This is a genomic window from Streptomyces sp. NPDC052299 (assembly GCF_040679335.1).
In the GTDB taxonomy this organism is placed as follows: Bacteria; Actinomycetota; Actinomycetes; order Streptomycetales; family Streptomycetaceae; genus Streptomyces.
In genome coordinates this window covers 344,242-359,826 of record NZ_JBFAUP010000001.1, presented here as the reverse complement: position 1 = coordinate 359,826, position 15,585 = coordinate 344,242, and the positions used below count along the sequence as shown (strand labels likewise).

14 protein-coding genes are annotated in these 15,585 nt (G+C 73.2%); 9 read left to right on the top strand and 5 right to left on the bottom strand.

Annotation, left to right across the window (positions count from 1 at the left end; translation table 11 throughout):
* Position 1: 1 nt before the first annotated feature.
* Complete coding sequence (locus tag AB0L33_RS01630) at positions 2 to 1,708, bottom strand: SpoIIE family protein phosphatase (protein ID WP_365677087.1); 1,707 nt, start codon at positions 1,706 to 1,708, stop codon at positions 2 to 4.
* 113 nt (positions 1,709 to 1,821) lie between these two features.
* Complete coding sequence (locus tag AB0L33_RS01625) at positions 1,822 to 2,574, bottom strand: helix-turn-helix transcriptional regulator (protein WP_365677086.1); 753 nt, start codon at positions 2,572 to 2,574, stop codon at positions 1,822 to 1,824.
* Between the two features lie 77 nt (positions 2,575 to 2,651).
* Here AB0L33_RS01625 and AB0L33_RS01620 point away from each other — a divergent pair, with 77 nt between their 5' ends.
* From AB0L33_RS01620 to AB0L33_RS01595, 6 genes are all read left to right on the top strand, one after another.
* On the top strand, positions 2,652 to 3,845 hold the full coding sequence (locus AB0L33_RS01620) for an MFS transporter (RefSeq protein WP_365677085.1): 1,194 nt from the start codon (positions 2,652 to 2,654) through the stop codon (positions 3,843 to 3,845).
* Between the two features lie 82 nt (positions 3,846 to 3,927).
* Positions 3,928 to 4,413: a peroxiredoxin gene (locus AB0L33_RS01615; protein WP_365677084.1), complete on the top strand. Its 486-nt coding sequence runs from the start codon at positions 3,928 to 3,930 to the stop codon at positions 4,411 to 4,413.
* 108 nt (positions 4,414 to 4,521) lie between these two features.
* Complete coding sequence (locus AB0L33_RS01610; protein WP_365677083.1) at positions 4,522 to 5,031, top strand: NfeD family protein; 510 nt, start codon at positions 4,522 to 4,524, stop codon at positions 5,029 to 5,031.
* Positions 5,032 to 5,100: 69 nt separating this feature from the next.
* Positions 5,101 to 6,549, top strand: a complete 1,449-nt coding sequence (locus AB0L33_RS01605) for an SPFH domain-containing protein (protein WP_365677082.1) — start codon at positions 5,101 to 5,103, stop codon at positions 6,547 to 6,549.
* Positions 6,550 to 6,743: 194 nt separating this feature from the next.
* Positions 6,744 to 7,214, top strand: a complete 471-nt coding sequence (locus AB0L33_RS01600; RefSeq protein ID WP_239225090.1) for a TrkA C-terminal domain-containing protein — start codon at positions 6,744 to 6,746, stop codon at positions 7,212 to 7,214.
* 2 nt (positions 7,215 to 7,216) lie between these two features.
* A complete protein-coding gene (locus tag AB0L33_RS01595; RefSeq protein WP_365677080.1) occupies positions 7,217 to 8,452 on the top strand; it encodes a cation:proton antiporter in 1,236 nt (411 codons plus the stop codon).
* Between the two features lie 78 nt (positions 8,453 to 8,530).
* Here the strand turns inward: AB0L33_RS01595 and AB0L33_RS01590 are convergent, their stop codons facing one another.
* Entirely contained in the window at positions 8,531 to 9,076 is a 546-nt protein-coding gene (locus AB0L33_RS01590) for a MarR family transcriptional regulator (RefSeq protein WP_365677079.1), read from the bottom strand.
* A gap of 131 nt (positions 9,077 to 9,207) precedes the next feature.
* On the opposite strand from AB0L33_RS01590, the gene AB0L33_RS01585 reads away from it, so the two are divergent.
* Positions 9,208 to 9,720, top strand: a complete 513-nt coding sequence (locus tag AB0L33_RS01585) for a nitroreductase family deazaflavin-dependent oxidoreductase (protein WP_365677078.1) — start codon at positions 9,208 to 9,210, stop codon at positions 9,718 to 9,720.
* A 4-nt stretch (positions 9,721 to 9,724) separates the two neighbouring features.
* Here AB0L33_RS01585 and AB0L33_RS01580 read toward each other — a convergent pair whose 3' ends face one another.
* Positions 9,725 to 11,221: an MFS transporter gene (locus tag AB0L33_RS01580; protein ID WP_365677077.1), complete on the bottom strand. Its 1,497-nt coding sequence runs from the start codon at positions 11,219 to 11,221 to the stop codon at positions 9,725 to 9,727.
* 99 nt (positions 11,222 to 11,320) lie between these two features.
* On the bottom strand, positions 11,321 to 12,394 hold the full coding sequence (locus AB0L33_RS01575) for a helix-turn-helix domain-containing protein (protein ID WP_365677076.1): 1,074 nt from the start codon (positions 12,392 to 12,394) through the stop codon (positions 11,321 to 11,323).
* Positions 12,395 to 12,700: 306 nt separating this feature from the next.
* Here AB0L33_RS01575 and AB0L33_RS01570 point away from each other — a divergent pair, with 306 nt between their 5' ends.
* Together AB0L33_RS01570 and AB0L33_RS01565 are read left to right on the top strand one after the other, a co-directional pair.
* Positions 12,701 to 13,345, top strand: coding sequence for a hypothetical protein (locus AB0L33_RS01570; RefSeq protein WP_365677075.1), 645 nt, complete (start codon positions 12,701 to 12,703; stop codon positions 13,343 to 13,345).
* Positions 13,346 to 13,459: 114 nt separating this feature from the next.
* On the top strand, positions 13,460 to 15,559 hold the full coding sequence (locus tag AB0L33_RS01565; protein ID WP_365677074.1) for a flotillin family protein: 2,100 nt from the start codon (positions 13,460 to 13,462) through the stop codon (positions 15,557 to 15,559).
* The last annotated feature ends 26 nt before the right edge of the window (positions 15,560 to 15,585 follow it).

Sequence of the window (15,585 nt, the reverse complement as noted above, 5' to 3'; positions counted from 1 at the left end):
CTCAGGGCTCCGGGACCGCGGCGTCCGGCTCCTCCCGGGTCCGCGAGGCCATGACCGCGATGTCGTCCTCGGCGCCGGGGCCGAAGCGTTCGAGCACCCGGTCCAGGAAGGTCTCCAGATCGCCGTTGTCCGGCAGGGTCAGTTCCCCCAGCCGGGCGACGCACGTGTCGATGTCCTCGCCGCGCCGCTCGACGAGCCCGTCGGTGTACATGAACAGCACCGTGCCCGGTCCGCACTCCATCACCGTCGACCGGTAGCCGCCGAAGCCGGTGCCGAGCGGCGGCGCCGCCGGTACGTCGCAGATCCTGGTGCCCACCTCCGGGTCGAGGAAGACCGGCGGCAGGTGGCCCGCGCTCGCCACCTCGCACATCCCGCCGTCCGCGTTGACCACGGCCAGAAGACAGGTCGCCGCCCGGTCGATCCCGGACCGCTCCACCATCCGGTCCAGCAGTTCCAGGATGCGGTGCGGGGGCAGTTCCTCGTCGGCGAGGAGGCGCAGCAGCGAGCGGTAGTGGCTCATCGCGACGGCCGCCTCCACGCCGTGCCCCATCACGTCGCCCATCGCCTTGAGGTGCCGCCCGTCGGGCAGCGGGATGACGTCGAACCAGTCACCGCCCACCAGGACGCTGCGGTCGGCCGGCAGATAGCGGGTGGCGACCTCGATGTGCGGGTGGGGCGGCCGGGGCTCGGAGAGCAGGGAGCGCTGGAGCTCCAGGGCGATGGTGTGCTCGTGGGTGAAGCGGCGGGCGTGATCGAGATGGACGGCGGCCCGTCCGGCGAGCTCCCGGGCCACCACCACGTCGTCGTCCGAGAAGGCGGGCGAGCCGCCGGCCCTGAGCAGGCCGAGCACCCCGATCGGGGCCCCGCGCACGGAGATGGGCACGGCGACCGCCGAGTGCAGCCCGAGCTCCCGGTAGGCGGCGGCCCGGTCGGGCGTCGGCGCGACGCGGGCCACCCGCTCCTCGTCGGTGAGCTTCTCCACGACGGGCAGGTTGGTGGCCAGGCAGCGCGGTACGGCGGCTTCCTGCTGGTAGTCGATGTAGTCACCGGCCACCCCGAACCGGGCGATCCCGCGGGCCAGCCCACGCACCGAGGACAGCGCGGCGCGGCGCAGCCGCACCACGTCGGGCGGCGCGGGGCGGACCGGCGGGGCGACGTCGCGGGGGAAGACCTCGACCGTGGCGACGTCCGCGAGACCCGGGACGACCAGGTCGGCCAGCTCGGCGCAGGTGGTGTCCATGTCGAGGGTGGTGCCGATGCGGGTGTTCGCGCTGTCGAGGAGGGAGAGGTGGCGCTGGGCCTGGGCGAACCGGCGCTGTTCGTCGTCGGCCATGACCTCCAGCACGATGCCGACGACGCCGACGACCCGGCCGTCCACCTCCAGGCGGTGGTAGGCCCCGTGCCAGTAGACGCGGGCGGTCCCGGACTCGGCGGGCAGCCGGCCGCTGGAGGTGACCTCGCGGGCCCGGCCGTCCGCGAGCACGGCGCGCATCAGGTCCTCGCGGGCGTCGATGTCGGGCAGCACCTCGCTGGGGCGGCGGCCGATGTGGGCCGCGGGCGGGATGCCGTTGTGGCGCACGAGGGACGGGTTGACGTACAGGTAGCGCAGCTCGGTGTCGAACACGGCCACGCCCGCCGTCGTGCCGTCGAGCACGGCGGCGAGCGCCGAGACGTCGATGGACGGCGGATGGTGGGCGTGCACCGGCAAGACGAACCTCCTGGGACAGGGCGCGGCGCGGGCCGCCTGCTGCCCGGCCCTTCATCCTCGGTCGCCCCGTCCGCTCCCGCATCCGCAGACCGCCGGGTGGCGGCAGCCCTCCCTCAGGTCGTGCCGGCCACGTACGAGCCCGGGGTCGTGCCGAAGGCGTGGCGGAAGGACTGGATGAAGGCGCTCGGCCCGCTGTAGCCGCAGGCCACGGCCACCGAGGTGACCGAGCCGCCCGAAGCGAGCAGGGTCAGCGCGTGGTGCAGGCGGAGCTGGGTGCGCCACTGCGGGAACGACATCCCGGTCTCCGCGCGGAAGAGCCGGCTCAGGGTGCGGGGCGCCGATCCGACGGCCGCGCCCAGCTCGGTGAGGGTCCGCGCGTCCGCCGGGTCGTCCTGGAGGATGCGGGCGATGTCGCGCAGCCGGGCGTCGGCCGGGGTGGGCAGGCAGACCCCGAGCGGTTCCACCCGGCGCAGCTGGTCGAGCGCGACGCGCTCCAGGTTGCGCCTGCGGCGCGCGTCGCCGGTGAGCTCCGTGTCGTCGGTCAGGCAGGCCACGACCTCGCGCAGCAGCGGGGTGACGGCGAGGACGGTCGGCCGGTCGAGCCGGAGCGGATTGTCGGCCGGGGCGAAGCTGAGCGCCCGCAACTCGGTCGGCCCGTACGCGCGGTGCGCGTGGACGACACCGGCCGGAATCCACACCGCCCGGTGCGGGGGCACGGCCCAGACGCCGAGCGAGGTGGCGACCTCCAGGACCCCGCGCGAGGGGCAGACGAGCTGGTGCTCCAGGTGGTGGTGGCTCTCGATGCGTTCCTGGTGCGCGAGCGGGACCCGGGCGGGGCCGTGCAGGGTGCGGCGGGTTGGCGACATGAGCAGGCAGATTATCGCTAGCCCGCTCCGGGGCGCGGCCGGAATCCTCGAAGGGACCTTCAGCGAGGAGCACCTTCATGAACACCGACAACGCCGCGCGGGCCGGGGCCCCGCCCGCCGCAGCCGCCGCGCCCGTCTCCGCGTGGCGGCGGATGCGGATGTGGGGCACCGCGCACGCCGTGGACGACCTCTACCAGGGCCTCGTGCCCGCCTGCGTTCCGTACTTCGTGCTCGACCGGGGCTACAGCTATGTCGCCGCCTCCGGGCTGACCCTCGCGGCGGCCCTCGGCAGCTCGGTGCCGCAGCCGTTCATCGGGCTCGCGGTGGACCGCCACCGGCTGCCCCGGCTGGCGCCCGCCGGGCTCGCCGTCGCCGGGATCGGGCTCGGCCTGTCCGGTCTGGTGCGGCCATACGCCGCCGTCTGGCTGCTGATCCTGCTCTCCGGGCTCGGCGTGGCGATGTTCCACCCGGCGGCGGGCAAGGCGGCCCGGGAGGCGGCGGGTGACAGCGCGTCCGCGATGAGCGTCTTCGCGGCGGGCGGCAGCGTCGGCTTCTTCCTGGCCCCGGTCCTCGCGACCCCGGCGCTCGTCGCCCTGGGGGTCGGGGCGACGGTGCTGTTCGTCCCGCCCGCCGTCCTGATGGCGTTCGTCCTGCTCCGGCACCGCCCGGCCGCCGCGCCGGTGCGCACTGCGGGCCGGGCGGGGCGGGACCGGTGGCGGCCGTTCCTCTTCCTCACCGGGATCGAGGTGGTGCGCTCGGTGGCGTTCTTCGGCGCGATCACCTTCATCGAGCTGTTCTGGATCCGCCACCTCCACTCGGGCCGGGGCGTCGCCGGTGTCGCGCTCGCCTGCTTCCTGGTCGGCGGGGTCGCCGGCACGCTGCTCGGCGGCCGGATCGCGGACCGCGTCGGCATGGTCCGTACGGTGCAGCTGGGCGGTCTCGCCGCCGTGCCGGCCCTGGTCGCGCTGCGGCTGACCCCGGGGACCCTGCTGCCGCTGGTCTTCGCGGTCCTGGCGGGGCTGACGCTCAACGTGCCGTTCGCCGTCCTGGTGAAGCTGGGTCAGGACTACCTGCCGGGGCGCCCGGGCACGGCGGCCGGGGTCACGCTGGGCCTCGCCGTCAGCATCGGGGGCCTGATCGCCCCGGCCCTGGGCGCGGCGGCGCAGGCGTACGGGCCGCAGGGCGTGTTCACGATCCTGTGCGCGGTCCCCGTACTGGCCGTGCTCCTCGGGCTGTTCCTCACCGAGCCGGAACCGTCCCCGGGCGACTGACCGTCCCCTGTGACGGAGGCATGCTGGAGGCGACACGGGCGGCACCACCGCCGCCCGGCCGCAGCACACCGAAGGGCACGCCATGGGATCGTCACCGCAACTGGGCTCGGTCGTACCGGACTTCGCGCTCCCCGGTGGGGTGCTCGCCGGGGACGCCTTCGAGCGGCGCGACTACCGGCTCGCCGAGGCGCGCGGCCGCGCCCTGGTCCTCGCCTTCTACCCGGGCGACAACACCGCCGTATGCACGAAGCAGTTGTGCGCGTACTCCTCGGGCATGGAGACCTTCGAGGCGCTGGACGCGGAGGTGTGGGGGATCAGTCCACAGGGTGTGGACAGCCATGAGTCGTTCGCCCGCGCCCACGGGCTGCGCATGCCGCTGCTGGCGGACCCGGGACGGGAGACCGCCCGGGCCTTCGGTGTGACGGCACCCGGGATCGGGGTGCGGCGCGCGGTCTTCCTGATCGACGCGGAGGGGGTGCTGCGGTGGAAGCACGTGGCGCTGCTGGGGGCGACGTTCCAGTCCCTGGACACCCTGTCCGACCAGTTGTCCGGCATCAACAGCAGGTAAAAGATTGCCGGGTTCCGGCAGTGTCGCCCGGGGGGTGCGTATGGGATCATCCAGCCAGTTCGACGGAAAAGCAGCACGGGGGTCGGCGGGGCCGGGAGGGGTGATCGGATGACCTTGTTTCTCGGTCTCGGCATCGCGGGGGTCGCCCTGCTCGCCCTGTCGCTGATCTTCGACGGGATTCTGGAGGGCCTTTTCGGGGGCCTCCTGGAGGGCCTGTTCGGCGGCCTCGTCTCCCTTCCGGTGATCGCGGGCTTCCTGTCGATGCTGGGCTTCGGCGGCGCCATCGTGCTCGGCACGACCGGTGCGGGCACCGTCGTCGCCACCGCGGCGGGGGCCGCGGCCGGTGTGGTCGCCGCCCTGCTCACCTGGAAGTTCAGCCGCGCCCTGATGCGGGACCAGACCGACGCGACGCCGCGCGGCGAGGACCTGGTCGGCACGTCGGGTTCGGTGGTCACCGCGATCCCGGCCGACGGCTACGGCGAGGTCCTGGTCCGCCTCGGCGGGCAGCTCGTGAAGCTGTCCGCGAGGAGCACGGAGCCGGTCGCGCGCGGCGCCGAGGTCTGGGTCGAGGCGTCGCTCTCCAGCACTTCGGTGTCGGTCCGTCCCGTCGAACGCTGACCGGAACGCCCGGCCCCATCACCGCTCGTCTCACGACTGCCCCCGTCAGGAGGCAGAGGGGGAAACCGCATGAGTCCCGTAATGATCTCGATCGTCGGAGTCGTCGTACTCCTCTTCCTGCTCGCCCTCGCCGTGATCACCCGTTACAAGGTGGCGGGCCCCAGCCAGGCGTTCATCATCACCGGCCGCCGCGGCAAGAAGTCCGTCGACCCGGTGACCGGCCGGACCAGCATCGACAACAGCGGCCAGAAGGTCGTCGTCGGCGGCGGCGTCTTCGTCGTGCCGTTCGTCCAGCAGAAGTTCACCCTCGACCTGTCCAGCCGGCACATCCCGGTCGCCGTGCGCGGCGCCGTCACCCTGCGCGGCGTCAAGGCGCACCTCGAAGGCGTCGCGATCGTCAAGGTCGGCGGCAGCGAGGACTCCATCCGGGCCGCCGCCCAGCGCTTCCTGCGCCAGCAGGACGGCATCGTCGGCTTCACCCAGGAGGTGCTCTCCGGCGCGCTGCGCGCCATCGTCGGCCGGATGTCCGTGGAGGACATCATCCGCGACCGCGCCGCCTTCGCGAGCCAGGTGGCGGAGGAGGCCGAGGCCAGCCTCTCCGGCCAGGGCCTGATCCTGGACGCCTTCCAGATCCAGGACATCACCACCGAGGGCTCCTACCTGGAGGACCTGGGCCGCCCCGAGGCCGCCCGCGCCAAGCAGGAGGCCGACATCGCGGAGGCCATCGCCCGCCGCGCCTCGGAGCAGGCCCGGCTGAAGGCCGCCGAGGAGATCGCCATCGCCGAGCGGACCTTCTATCTGAAGCAGGCCGAGATCAAGGCCGAGACCGAGGCGGCCGCCGCCCAGGCCGACGCCGCCGGTCCACTCGCCGAGGCCGCCCGCCGCCAGGAGATCCTGGCCGAGCAGGAGAAGGTCGCCGAGCGCCAGGCCGCGCTGACCGACCGCGAGCTCGACACCAAGGTCCGCAAGCCCGCCGACGCCGCCCGCTACCAGGCCGAGCAGGAGGCGGAGGCCCGCCGCATCGCCCTGGTCAAGGAGGCCGAGGCGGCCGCCGAGCGCGCCCGGCTCACCGGTGAGGGCGAGAAGCTGCACCGCTCCGCGCTCGCCGAGGCGGTGCGCATCGAGGGTGAGGCGGAGGCCGCCGCCATCGCGGCGCGCGGTTCGGCCGAGGCCGAGGCCATGCAGAAGAAGGCCGACGCCTTCGCGCAGTACGGCGACGCGGCCGTGCTCCAGATGCTCGTCGAGGTGCTGCCCCAGGTCGTCGCCAAGGCCGCCGAGCCGCTGAGCGCGGTCGACAAGATGACCGTGATCTCCACGGACGGCGCCAGCCGGCTGTCCCGTACGGTCACGGACAACGTGGCCCAGGGCATGGAGCTGCTCAGCTCCACCACCGGGGTCGACCTCGCCGCACTGCTCCAGAACCTCAAGGGCGCGGTGCCGAAGCCGGCCGCCCCGGTCGCCCCGGAGGCTCCGGCTGCCCCGGCCGAGAAGAACGGGAAGATCGAGATCGGCGACTGATCCCCGTACCAACCAACTAGCGTGCCCGGCCGGTTGCGCAACCGGCCGGGCACGCGTGTGCCCGGCCCCGGACCGTGACGGGGTGGTGGCCGGAAATCGTCCCTCCGGGGTGGCGCATACCTCCGGATAAGGTAATGCGGGTCTAAAGAGATCACCAAGTGCCTCGCGCGTACCGCGCCCCTCGGGAGGAAGCCATGGGAACCCACCGCACCACGCTGCCCGGAGTCGGCGTCCAGTACGACTACACGACCGAGTCGGGGCAGCACATCTCCGTGGTGGTCCACCACGACGGGCGGCGGTTCATCGGCTTCTACGACCAGGACGACCCTGATTCGTGCCGGCTCTCCGTCCCCCTGACTCCACAGGAGGCGACCGGCCTCGCGCACCTCATCGACGCGGCACCCATCGACGCCGTACGGACCGAGGGCATCGACCTGGTCACCGAGCACATCCCGCTCGGCAGCCGTTCGCCGTACGGCGGCCGGCTGCTCGGCGACACGAAGGCGCGGACCCGGACCGGCGCCTCGATCGTGGCGGTGCTGCGCACCCACAGCGCGCATCCGTCACCCGGGCCGGACTTCCGGCTGGCCATCGGTGACACGCTCGTCGCCGTCGGAACGCGCGAGGGCGTCGACACGCTCTCCGAGATCATCGCGGAGGGCTGACCGTGCACGACACGACCGCACTGCTGGTGGAGCTCGGCTCCGTCATCCTGGGACTCGGCATCATCGGGCGGTTCGCCGGCCGGATAGGGCTCTCGCCGATCCCGCTCTACCTGCTGGCCGGGCTGGCCTTCGGCGAGGGCGGGCTGCTGCCGCTCGGGGCCAGCGAGGAGTTCACCGCCGTCGGCGCCGAGATCGGCGTCATCCTGCTGCTGCTCCTGCTCGGCCTCGAATACAGCGCGTCCGAGCTGGTCACCAGCCTGAAGACGCAGTACCCGTCCGGGGCCGTGGACTTCGTGCTCAACGCGACGCCGGGCGCGGTCGCCGCGCTGCTGCTCGGCTGGGGCCCGGTCGGGGCCGTCGCGCTCGCCGGCGTCACCTGGATCTCCTCCTCCGGCGTCATCGCGAAGGTCCTCGCGGACCTGGGACGGCTCGGCAACCGGGAGACCCCGGTCATCCTCGGGGTGCTGGTCATCGAGGACCTGTCGATGGCGGTCTACCTGCCGCTGCTCACGGCGATGCTCGCTGGCGTCGGCCTCGCCGGCGGCAGCATCGCCCTGCTGATCGCGCTCGGCACGGTCGGCCTGGTGCTCTACCTGGCGCTGCGGCACGGCCGGCTCATCAGCCGCGCGGTGTCCTCCGACAATCCGGAGATGCTGCTGCTCGTCGTGCTCGGGCTGACCGTGCTGGTCGCCGGGGTGGCCCAGCAGCTCCAGGTGTCGGCCGCCGTCGGCGCGTTCCTCGTCGGCATCGCGCTCTCGGGTGAGGTCGCGGAGGGCGCGCGCAAGCTGCTCACGCCGCTGCGGGACCTGTTCGCCGCCGTCTTCTTCGTGTTCTTCGGGCTCTCCACCGATCCGGCCGAGATTCCGCCGGTGCTGCTGCCCGCCGCGCTGCTCGCCGTCGTCACCGTCTTCACGAAGATCGGGACCGGCTGGTACGCCGCCCGGCGCGCCGGCATCGGACCGCGCGGGCGCTGGCGGGCGGGCGGCACGCTCGTCGCGCGCGGCGAGTTCTCCATCGTCATCGCCGGTCTGGCCGTGGCGACGGAGCCCCGCATCGGCCCCATCGCCACCGCGTACGTCCTGATCCTGGTCATCGTCGGCCCGCTCACCGCGCGCTGGACCCAGCCGGTGGTCGAACGCGTCCAGAAGTGGCGCGGCAAGGACGGCGCGTCCGCCGCTGCCGCGGGCACCGCGCCGGTCCCCGCGGCCCGGGAAGAGGTCTCGGCCTCGTCCGAGTAGCCGGGCGGCGCGGGGCCCTCGGCCTCAGGGCCCAGTCCCGCCCCCGCCCCGGGCCTCCCGGCCTCGGGGCCCCCGGCCTCAGGCCCCCGCCGTCGGCTCCGGCGCCCAGCCCAGTGGGTAGGCGGCGGCGCCCTCCGCGGGGGCCGCCGCCTCGCCGCCCGCGTCGGTGAACGCCCGCAGCGCGTCGATCAGCGCGGCGCGCTGCGCGGGCGCGATGCGCTCCACGATCGAGGCGACCTCGCGGCGACGGCCGGCCGTGACCTCCTCGACCAGGCGGTGGCCCTCGGGCGTCACCCGCAGCACCGTCTCACGGCGGTTGGCCTGGTTGACCTGACGGTCCGCGAGGCCCGCCGCGATCAGCCGGTCGAGCATCCGCATCGCGGTCGAGGGGTTCACGCCGAGGCGCTCGGCGAGGGTGACGAGCTTGGCGTCCCCGTGTGTGGAGAGCACCACGAGCAGCCGGAACTGGGGCAGCGTCACCCGGTCCTCGACCGCCGCGAGCGACCGGGCGGACACCGCGACGAGCAGTCTCGACGCGGTCAGCACCGCGCGCGTCACCGCGTCGACGTCGTCCCGGTCCGGGGCGGTCGGGGGGTCATCGGGTGCCTGTCCGTGCGCGGCCATGCCCCTTTCTACCGCGCCCGGCCGGGCTTCTCGAACCGGCGGTCATCCGATACGCAAACGCCACCCAACCGGTACCGGACCGACAGCGGCGCGCACTGGCACCGACCTTTGGATTGTGCAACGTTTGCATAGTGACGCATGAACCTGCGGCGACGCCCGCTCCCCGGCGCCCGGACCCGCCGACCGGCTGGCGGCGCGCCGCCTTCCGGCTGCCCATCCACATGTTCCGCATGGGACTCGGGCCGCTCTTCGGGGGGCGGCTGCTGCTGCTCGTCCACACCGGCCGCGTCTCGGGCCTCCCCCGCCGGACGGCCATCGAGGTCGTGGAGGCGGGCACCCACGAGGGCCGGGCCTGCTGGACCGTCGCCTCGGGATTCGGCCCCGGCGCCGACTGGTTCCGCAACCTGGAGCGCACCCCGCACGCCACGGTGCAGGTCGGCCGCCGGTTCCACGCGGTGACCGCGCGGGTGCTGACGGCCGAGGAGGGCGGCGAGCTGATGGTCCGGTACGCGCCCCGCCACCCCAGGGTCGCCCGCCGGCTCTGCGCGTACATGGGCTTCGAGGTGGACGGCGGTACGGAGGACTACCGGCGGGTGGGCCGGTCGATCCCGTTCGTCCGGCTCACGGAGGGCGCGAGGCGCTGACGCCTCACGCCCGCGCCGGTTCCTCCGCGAGGTGCGGGCGGGGTGCGCCGGGCCGGTAGAGGAACACCGTGACGACGAGCCCGAGGGCGAAGAAGCCCGCGGACCACCAGTACGCGGTGGAGTAGCTTTCCAGCTGGGCCTGGGCGACGACGGGCGGCGTCGGCCTGCGGCCCACCAGATAGCTCGTGGCGGCGCTGGTCGCGAGGGTGTTCAGCAGCGCCGTGCCGATGGAGCCGCCGACCTGCTGGCTGGTGTTGACCATCGCCGAGGCCACCCCGGCGTCCCGCGCCCCGACGCCCGCGGTCGCCAGGTTCATCGCCGTGGCGAAGACCATGCCGAGACCGATGCCCAGGCAGAGCGTCGGCGGCAGCACGTGCGCGGCGTAGGTGCTGGTCAGGTCCAGCGCGGTCAGCCACACCATCGCGGCGGCGGCGATGCCCATCCCGGTCGGCACGATGATCTTCGCGCCCAGCTTCGGCACCAGCACGTTGGTGGTCGTCATGGAGGAGGCGATCATGCAGGCGACCATCGGCAGGAAGGCGAGACCGGTGGAGACCGGCGAATAGCCCAGGCTCTTCTGCAGGTAGTACGTGAGGAAGAGGAAGACGCCGAACATCCCGCCGCCGGAGATGAACATCGCGAGGTACGACGCCGCCCGGTCCCGGTCCAGCACCACCCGCATCGGCAGCAGGGGATGCGCCGCCCTGGTCTGCCACCACGCGAAGGCCGCCACCAGCACGGCGCCCGCCACCAGGAACCCCCACGTCAGCGGGGAACTCCAGGCGTGCGACTCGGCCTCCGAGAAGCCGTAGACGATGCAGAAGAGGCCGGCCGAGACCAGCAGGGTCCCCGGGATGTCGAGCCGGGGCCGGTCCGCCGGCGCCCCCGCGGTCAGCAGCCGCCAGCCGCCGGTGAACGCGAGGAACGCGAAGATCAGGTTGACGTAGAGGCACCAGCGCCAGTCCAGGTATTCGGTGAGCACCCCGCCGAGCAGCAGCCCCACCGCACCGCCCGCCCCCGCGATGGCGCCGTAGATCCCGAACGCCTTGGCCCGCTCCTTGGGCACCGTGAACGTCGTGGTGAGCAGGGACAGCGCCGCCGGGGCGAGCAGCGCGCCGAACAGGCCCTGCAGGGCGCGGGCCAGCACCAGGACCTCGAAGCTCGGGGCGGCGCCGCCGATCGCGGAGGCGACCGCGAAGCCGACGAGGCCGGTCAGGAAGACCACCCGGCGGCCCACCAGGTCGGCGATGCGCCCGCCGAGCAGCAGCAGGGAGCCGAAGGCGAGGGCGTACGCCGTGACGATCCACTGCCGGTTGCCGTCGCTGAAGCCGAGGTCCTGCTGGGCGGAGGGCAGCGCGATGTTCACGATCGTCGCGTCGAGCACCACCATCAGCTGGGCGAGGCCGATCACCCCGAGGACCCACCACCGGTGGGACGGGTGGTCCGCGCGGGGGGCCGCCCTGCGGGTTCCTGCTTCTCGGGGACCTGCTTCACGGGCCATGGGGCGGATCTCCCTTGCTGCGCGCACCGCCGGACTCCCCCGGACGATCACGCTAGGCGGAGCCCGCCCGTCCCGCATGCGGAGCCGGGTCCTGTCGGCTCAGAGCTCCTTGGCCGGCCAGTCCAGCAGCCGGGCGCCGATCACCGCGGTCTGGAGGGTGTAGCGGTGCTGGGGGTCCGCCGGGTCGGAGCCGGTCAGCTGGTGGATGCGTTCCAGCCGGTACGTGAGGGCCCGGACGCTCAGTGAGAGGCGGCGGGCGGTCTCGGCGGCGACACAGCCCGCGTCGAAGTACACCGAAAGCGTCCTGAGCAGCGGTTCGGCGCCTCCCCTGGCCTTGTGGAGCGGGCCGAGCTCGGTGCGCACGAGGTCGGCCATGGCCTGCCGGTCCCGGGTCAGCACCGGGTAGACCAGCAGGTCGGCGGCGAACAGCACGGGATCGTCCAGGTCCATCCGGTCCGCCAGGTCCAGCGCGTCCAGCGCCTCGTCGTACGACTGGACGACGCCGCCGGGGCCCCGGTGGGCGCGGCCGATGGCGACCCGGCCGCCGTCCGTCGCCGCGTGCGCCTGCTTCGCGAAGTAGCGCAGGACGTCGGGCTGGCTGCCGGGCGCGACGCACACCATGCGCCCGTCCTTCGTGGTGAGCAGGATCTTGCGCCCGCCGAACCGGGCCAGCATCGCCGACTCCACCTGCCGGGGCACCGCCTCCGTCTCGGTGTACGCCTCCGGGCCCGTCGCGACCGCCACGGCATGGGCGCGCGAGAGGCGCAGCCCGAAGCGGGTGGCCCGCTCGGCGAGCCGGCCGAGATCGCTGCGCCCGTACAGGAGGTCGTCGATGAACTCCCGCCTGGCGGCCTCCTCGCGGCGCACCGTGAGGCGCTGGGCCCGCTCGAAGCCGTCCGCGAACGCGTCGACCGCCTGCTCCATCGCGGCCAGCACGCTGTCGGTGGCGGCGGGGGTCGCGCCGGAGGCGGCGGCGGGCCAGGCGGCGCGGGTCTCGGCGAGGTGCATGCGGACCAGGGCGCGGAGCTGGTGGCCGGCCTCGGCGGCCTCCCGGCCCAGGGCGCGGCGGGAGTCCAGCTCCTCGCGGGTCAGCCGCCGCCCCGAGACGGCCGCCTCGCCGAGTATCCGTGCGTAACCCTCCAGAAAACTGTCGGGAATCACCGGCTCCGCCATGCATCCGCCTCCGTTTCCATTCCGTACCGACACCGGTGCAACGCACGAGGGAAGGTGCCGGTGCCCGGCACCGGGGAAAGGTGAACGTTGCCGTACTCCGGCAATGCGATCGGGCCGCCCCGGATGACACGATCCTGTCAGCACCGCACGGGGGGCCCAACGGGGGAAACACGGGGGTGCACGGGGGATCGGGGGAAGACCCGGCTGCCGCGGCGTCGTCGAGGGCGACGCCGCGGCACCGGGGTCACCGACCGGTCCGCGCGGACGCCGGCGAGAGCGCCGACGGAACGGCAGGGGGTCGACACGATGCGGGAATTCCTGGACGCGACGCTGTCCTTCCCGGCCGTACTCTTCGCCGCCGCGCTGGTCGTCGTCATCGCCTTCTGGCTGCTCGTCCTGGTCGGCGCGGCCGACCACCACTCCTTCGACGCCGACCTGGACACCGATCTCGCGGGCGTCGGAGGCGTCCCGGTCACCGTCTCGGTGTCCCTGATGATCGCCGTCGGCTGGTTCTCCGCCCTGACCGGTTCGGTGCTCGTGCACCGCTCGGGCGCCACCGGAACGCTGCGAGCCGTGCTGGCCTGCGCGGTGCTCGCCGGCGCGCTGCTGCTCGCCTGGGGTGCGGTGCGGCTGCTCGTCCACCACTTCCGGCGCGTCTTCCCCGACCAGCCTCCGCCATCGCGCCAGGACTTCCTGGGCCGCGTCTGCACGATCCGTACCGGCTCGGTCTCCACGGACTTCGGCCAGGCCGAGGTCACCGCCGACGACGGCACCACCGCCACCGTGCAGGTGCGCCAACTCGAGCCCGTCGACGCGCAGCTGACCTCCGGATGCTCCGGACTGCTGTACGCGTACGACGAGGCCGGGGAGTTCTTCTGGGTCTCGGCCTACGACAAGGCGCTCGACCCGGGTCCGCCGCCCGGCCGTACGGCCTCCGGCCCCGCCGTCTGAGCCACCGCTCCTGTCGGCGCGGTGCGCCCGTCCATGCTGCCCGGACGCCGTGTGCCGCCGCGCCCGTTTCACGTGAAACCGCTCATTTCCGCACCACTGCCGCCAAGGACTGTCATGGATGCCATCTCCTTGGGCCTCGGCCTGCTCGTCGCCGTGGTCCTGCTCATCGCCATCGCCGTGCTGCTGATCATCACCCGGCTCTTCCGCAAGGTGGAGCAGGGCAAGGCCCTGATCATCTCCAAGACCAAGAAGGTCGACGTGACCTTCACCGGTGCCGTCGTCCTGCCGGTGCTGCACAAGGCCGAGTCCATGGACATCTCGGTCAAGACCATCGAGATCCGGCGCACCGGGCGCGAGGGCCTGATCTGCCAGGACAACATCCGCGCCGACATCCACATCACGTTCTTCGTGCGGGTCAACAAGACGGTCGAGGACGTCAAGAAGGTCGCCCAATCCATCGGCACCGTGCGTGCCAGCGACAAGGCCGCCATCCAGGAGTTCTTCGCGGCGAAGTTCTCCGAGGCGCTCAAGACCGTCGGCAAGCAGCTGGACTTCGTGGACCTGTACACGAAGCGCGAGGAGTTCCGCGACCGGATCATCCGGGTCATCGGTACCGACCTGAACGGCTACCACCTGGACGACGCGGCGATCGACTTCCTGGAGCAGACCCCGATGGCGCAGCTCGACGGCGCCAACATCCTGGACGCGCAGGGCATCCGGAAGATCACCGAACTGACGGCGATCGAGCACGTCCGCACCAACGAGTTCCAGCGCACCGAGCAGAAGGAGATCACCCGGCAGGACGTCGACGCCCGGGAAACCATCCTGGAGCTGGAGCGCCGGCAGGCCGAGGCGGAGATCAAGCAGCGCCGCGAGGTCGAGACGCTGCGGGCCCGCGAGGAGGCGGCGACCGCCCGGGTCCAGGAAGAGGAACGCCTCGGCGCCCAGGCCGCGTTCATCAGGACGGAGGAGCAGCTGGGCATCCAGCGGGAGAACCAGGCCCGGGAGATCGCCGTCGCGCAGAAGAACCGCGAGCGGGTCATCGCCGTGGAGAACGAGCGCATCGAGAAGGACCGGATGCTGGAGGTCATCGGGCGCGAGCGCGAGACCGAGCTGAACCGCATCGCCGCGACGAAGGAGGTCGAGGCGGAGCGCCGCGAGGTCGCCGACGTCATCCGCGAGCGGATCGCGGTGGACCGCACGGTCGCCGAGCAGGAGGAGTCCATCAAGACGCTCCGGTCCGTCGAGGAGTCCGAGCGCACCCGCAAGTCCGTCATCATCGCCGCCGAGGCCGAGGCGCAGGAGCGGCTGGTCAAGGACATCAAGGCGGCCGAGGCGGCGGAGGCGGCGGCCACCCACCGGGCGGCCGAGCAGCTCACGCTCGCCGAGGCCCGGCTGAAGACCGCCGACCTCGACGCGCAGGCGAAGCTGCGGCTGGCCGAGGGCATCCAGGCGGAGTCGGCGGCGCCCGGCCTCGCGGACGTCCAGGTGCGGGACGCGGCGGCGGAGGTGATCGAGAAGACGGGGCTCGCCGAGGCCGGGGCCACGTCCGCGCGGCTCAAGGCCGAGGCCGAGGGCGCCCGTCTCAAGGCCCTCGCGGACGCGGAGGGCACGCAGGCGCAGGCGTCGGCCGACGCGGCGATGATCGGCGAGAAGCTGAAGGCGGAGGCCGCGGGCCTCACGGAGAAGGCGGCGGCGATGGCGGCGCTGGACGACGCGTCGCGCGGTCACGAGGAGTACCGGCTGCGGCTGGCCGCCGAGAAGGAGATCCGGCTCGCCGGGCTGGACGTCCAGCGGCAGGTCGCGGAGGCGCAGGCGACGGTGCTCGCCACGGGTCTGGAGAACGCGGACATCGACATCGTCGGCGGCGAGTCGGTCTTCTTCGACCGGCTGGTGTCGTCCATCTCGATGGGCAAGAGCCTGGACGGCTTCGTGGGCAACTCCGACACGGCGAAGACGCTGGCCGGTCCGTGGCTGAACGGCGAGTCCTCGTTCACGGAGGACCTGACGCGGGTGCTGTCCTCGGTCTCCACGGGCGACGTGCAGAACCTCACGGTGTCGGCGCTGCTGATGCGGATGATGGCTGCGCCGTCGGCCGGGGTCGGTGCGGACCAGGTCCGGGCGCTGCTGGACCACGCGCGCTCGCTGGGGCTGGCGGATGTCCCGGTGAGCGGCCTGGCCCCGGCGGGCCTGAACGGTACGCCCGTCGGCTGACCGGGCTCCGTCACCTGAGCGCCCCA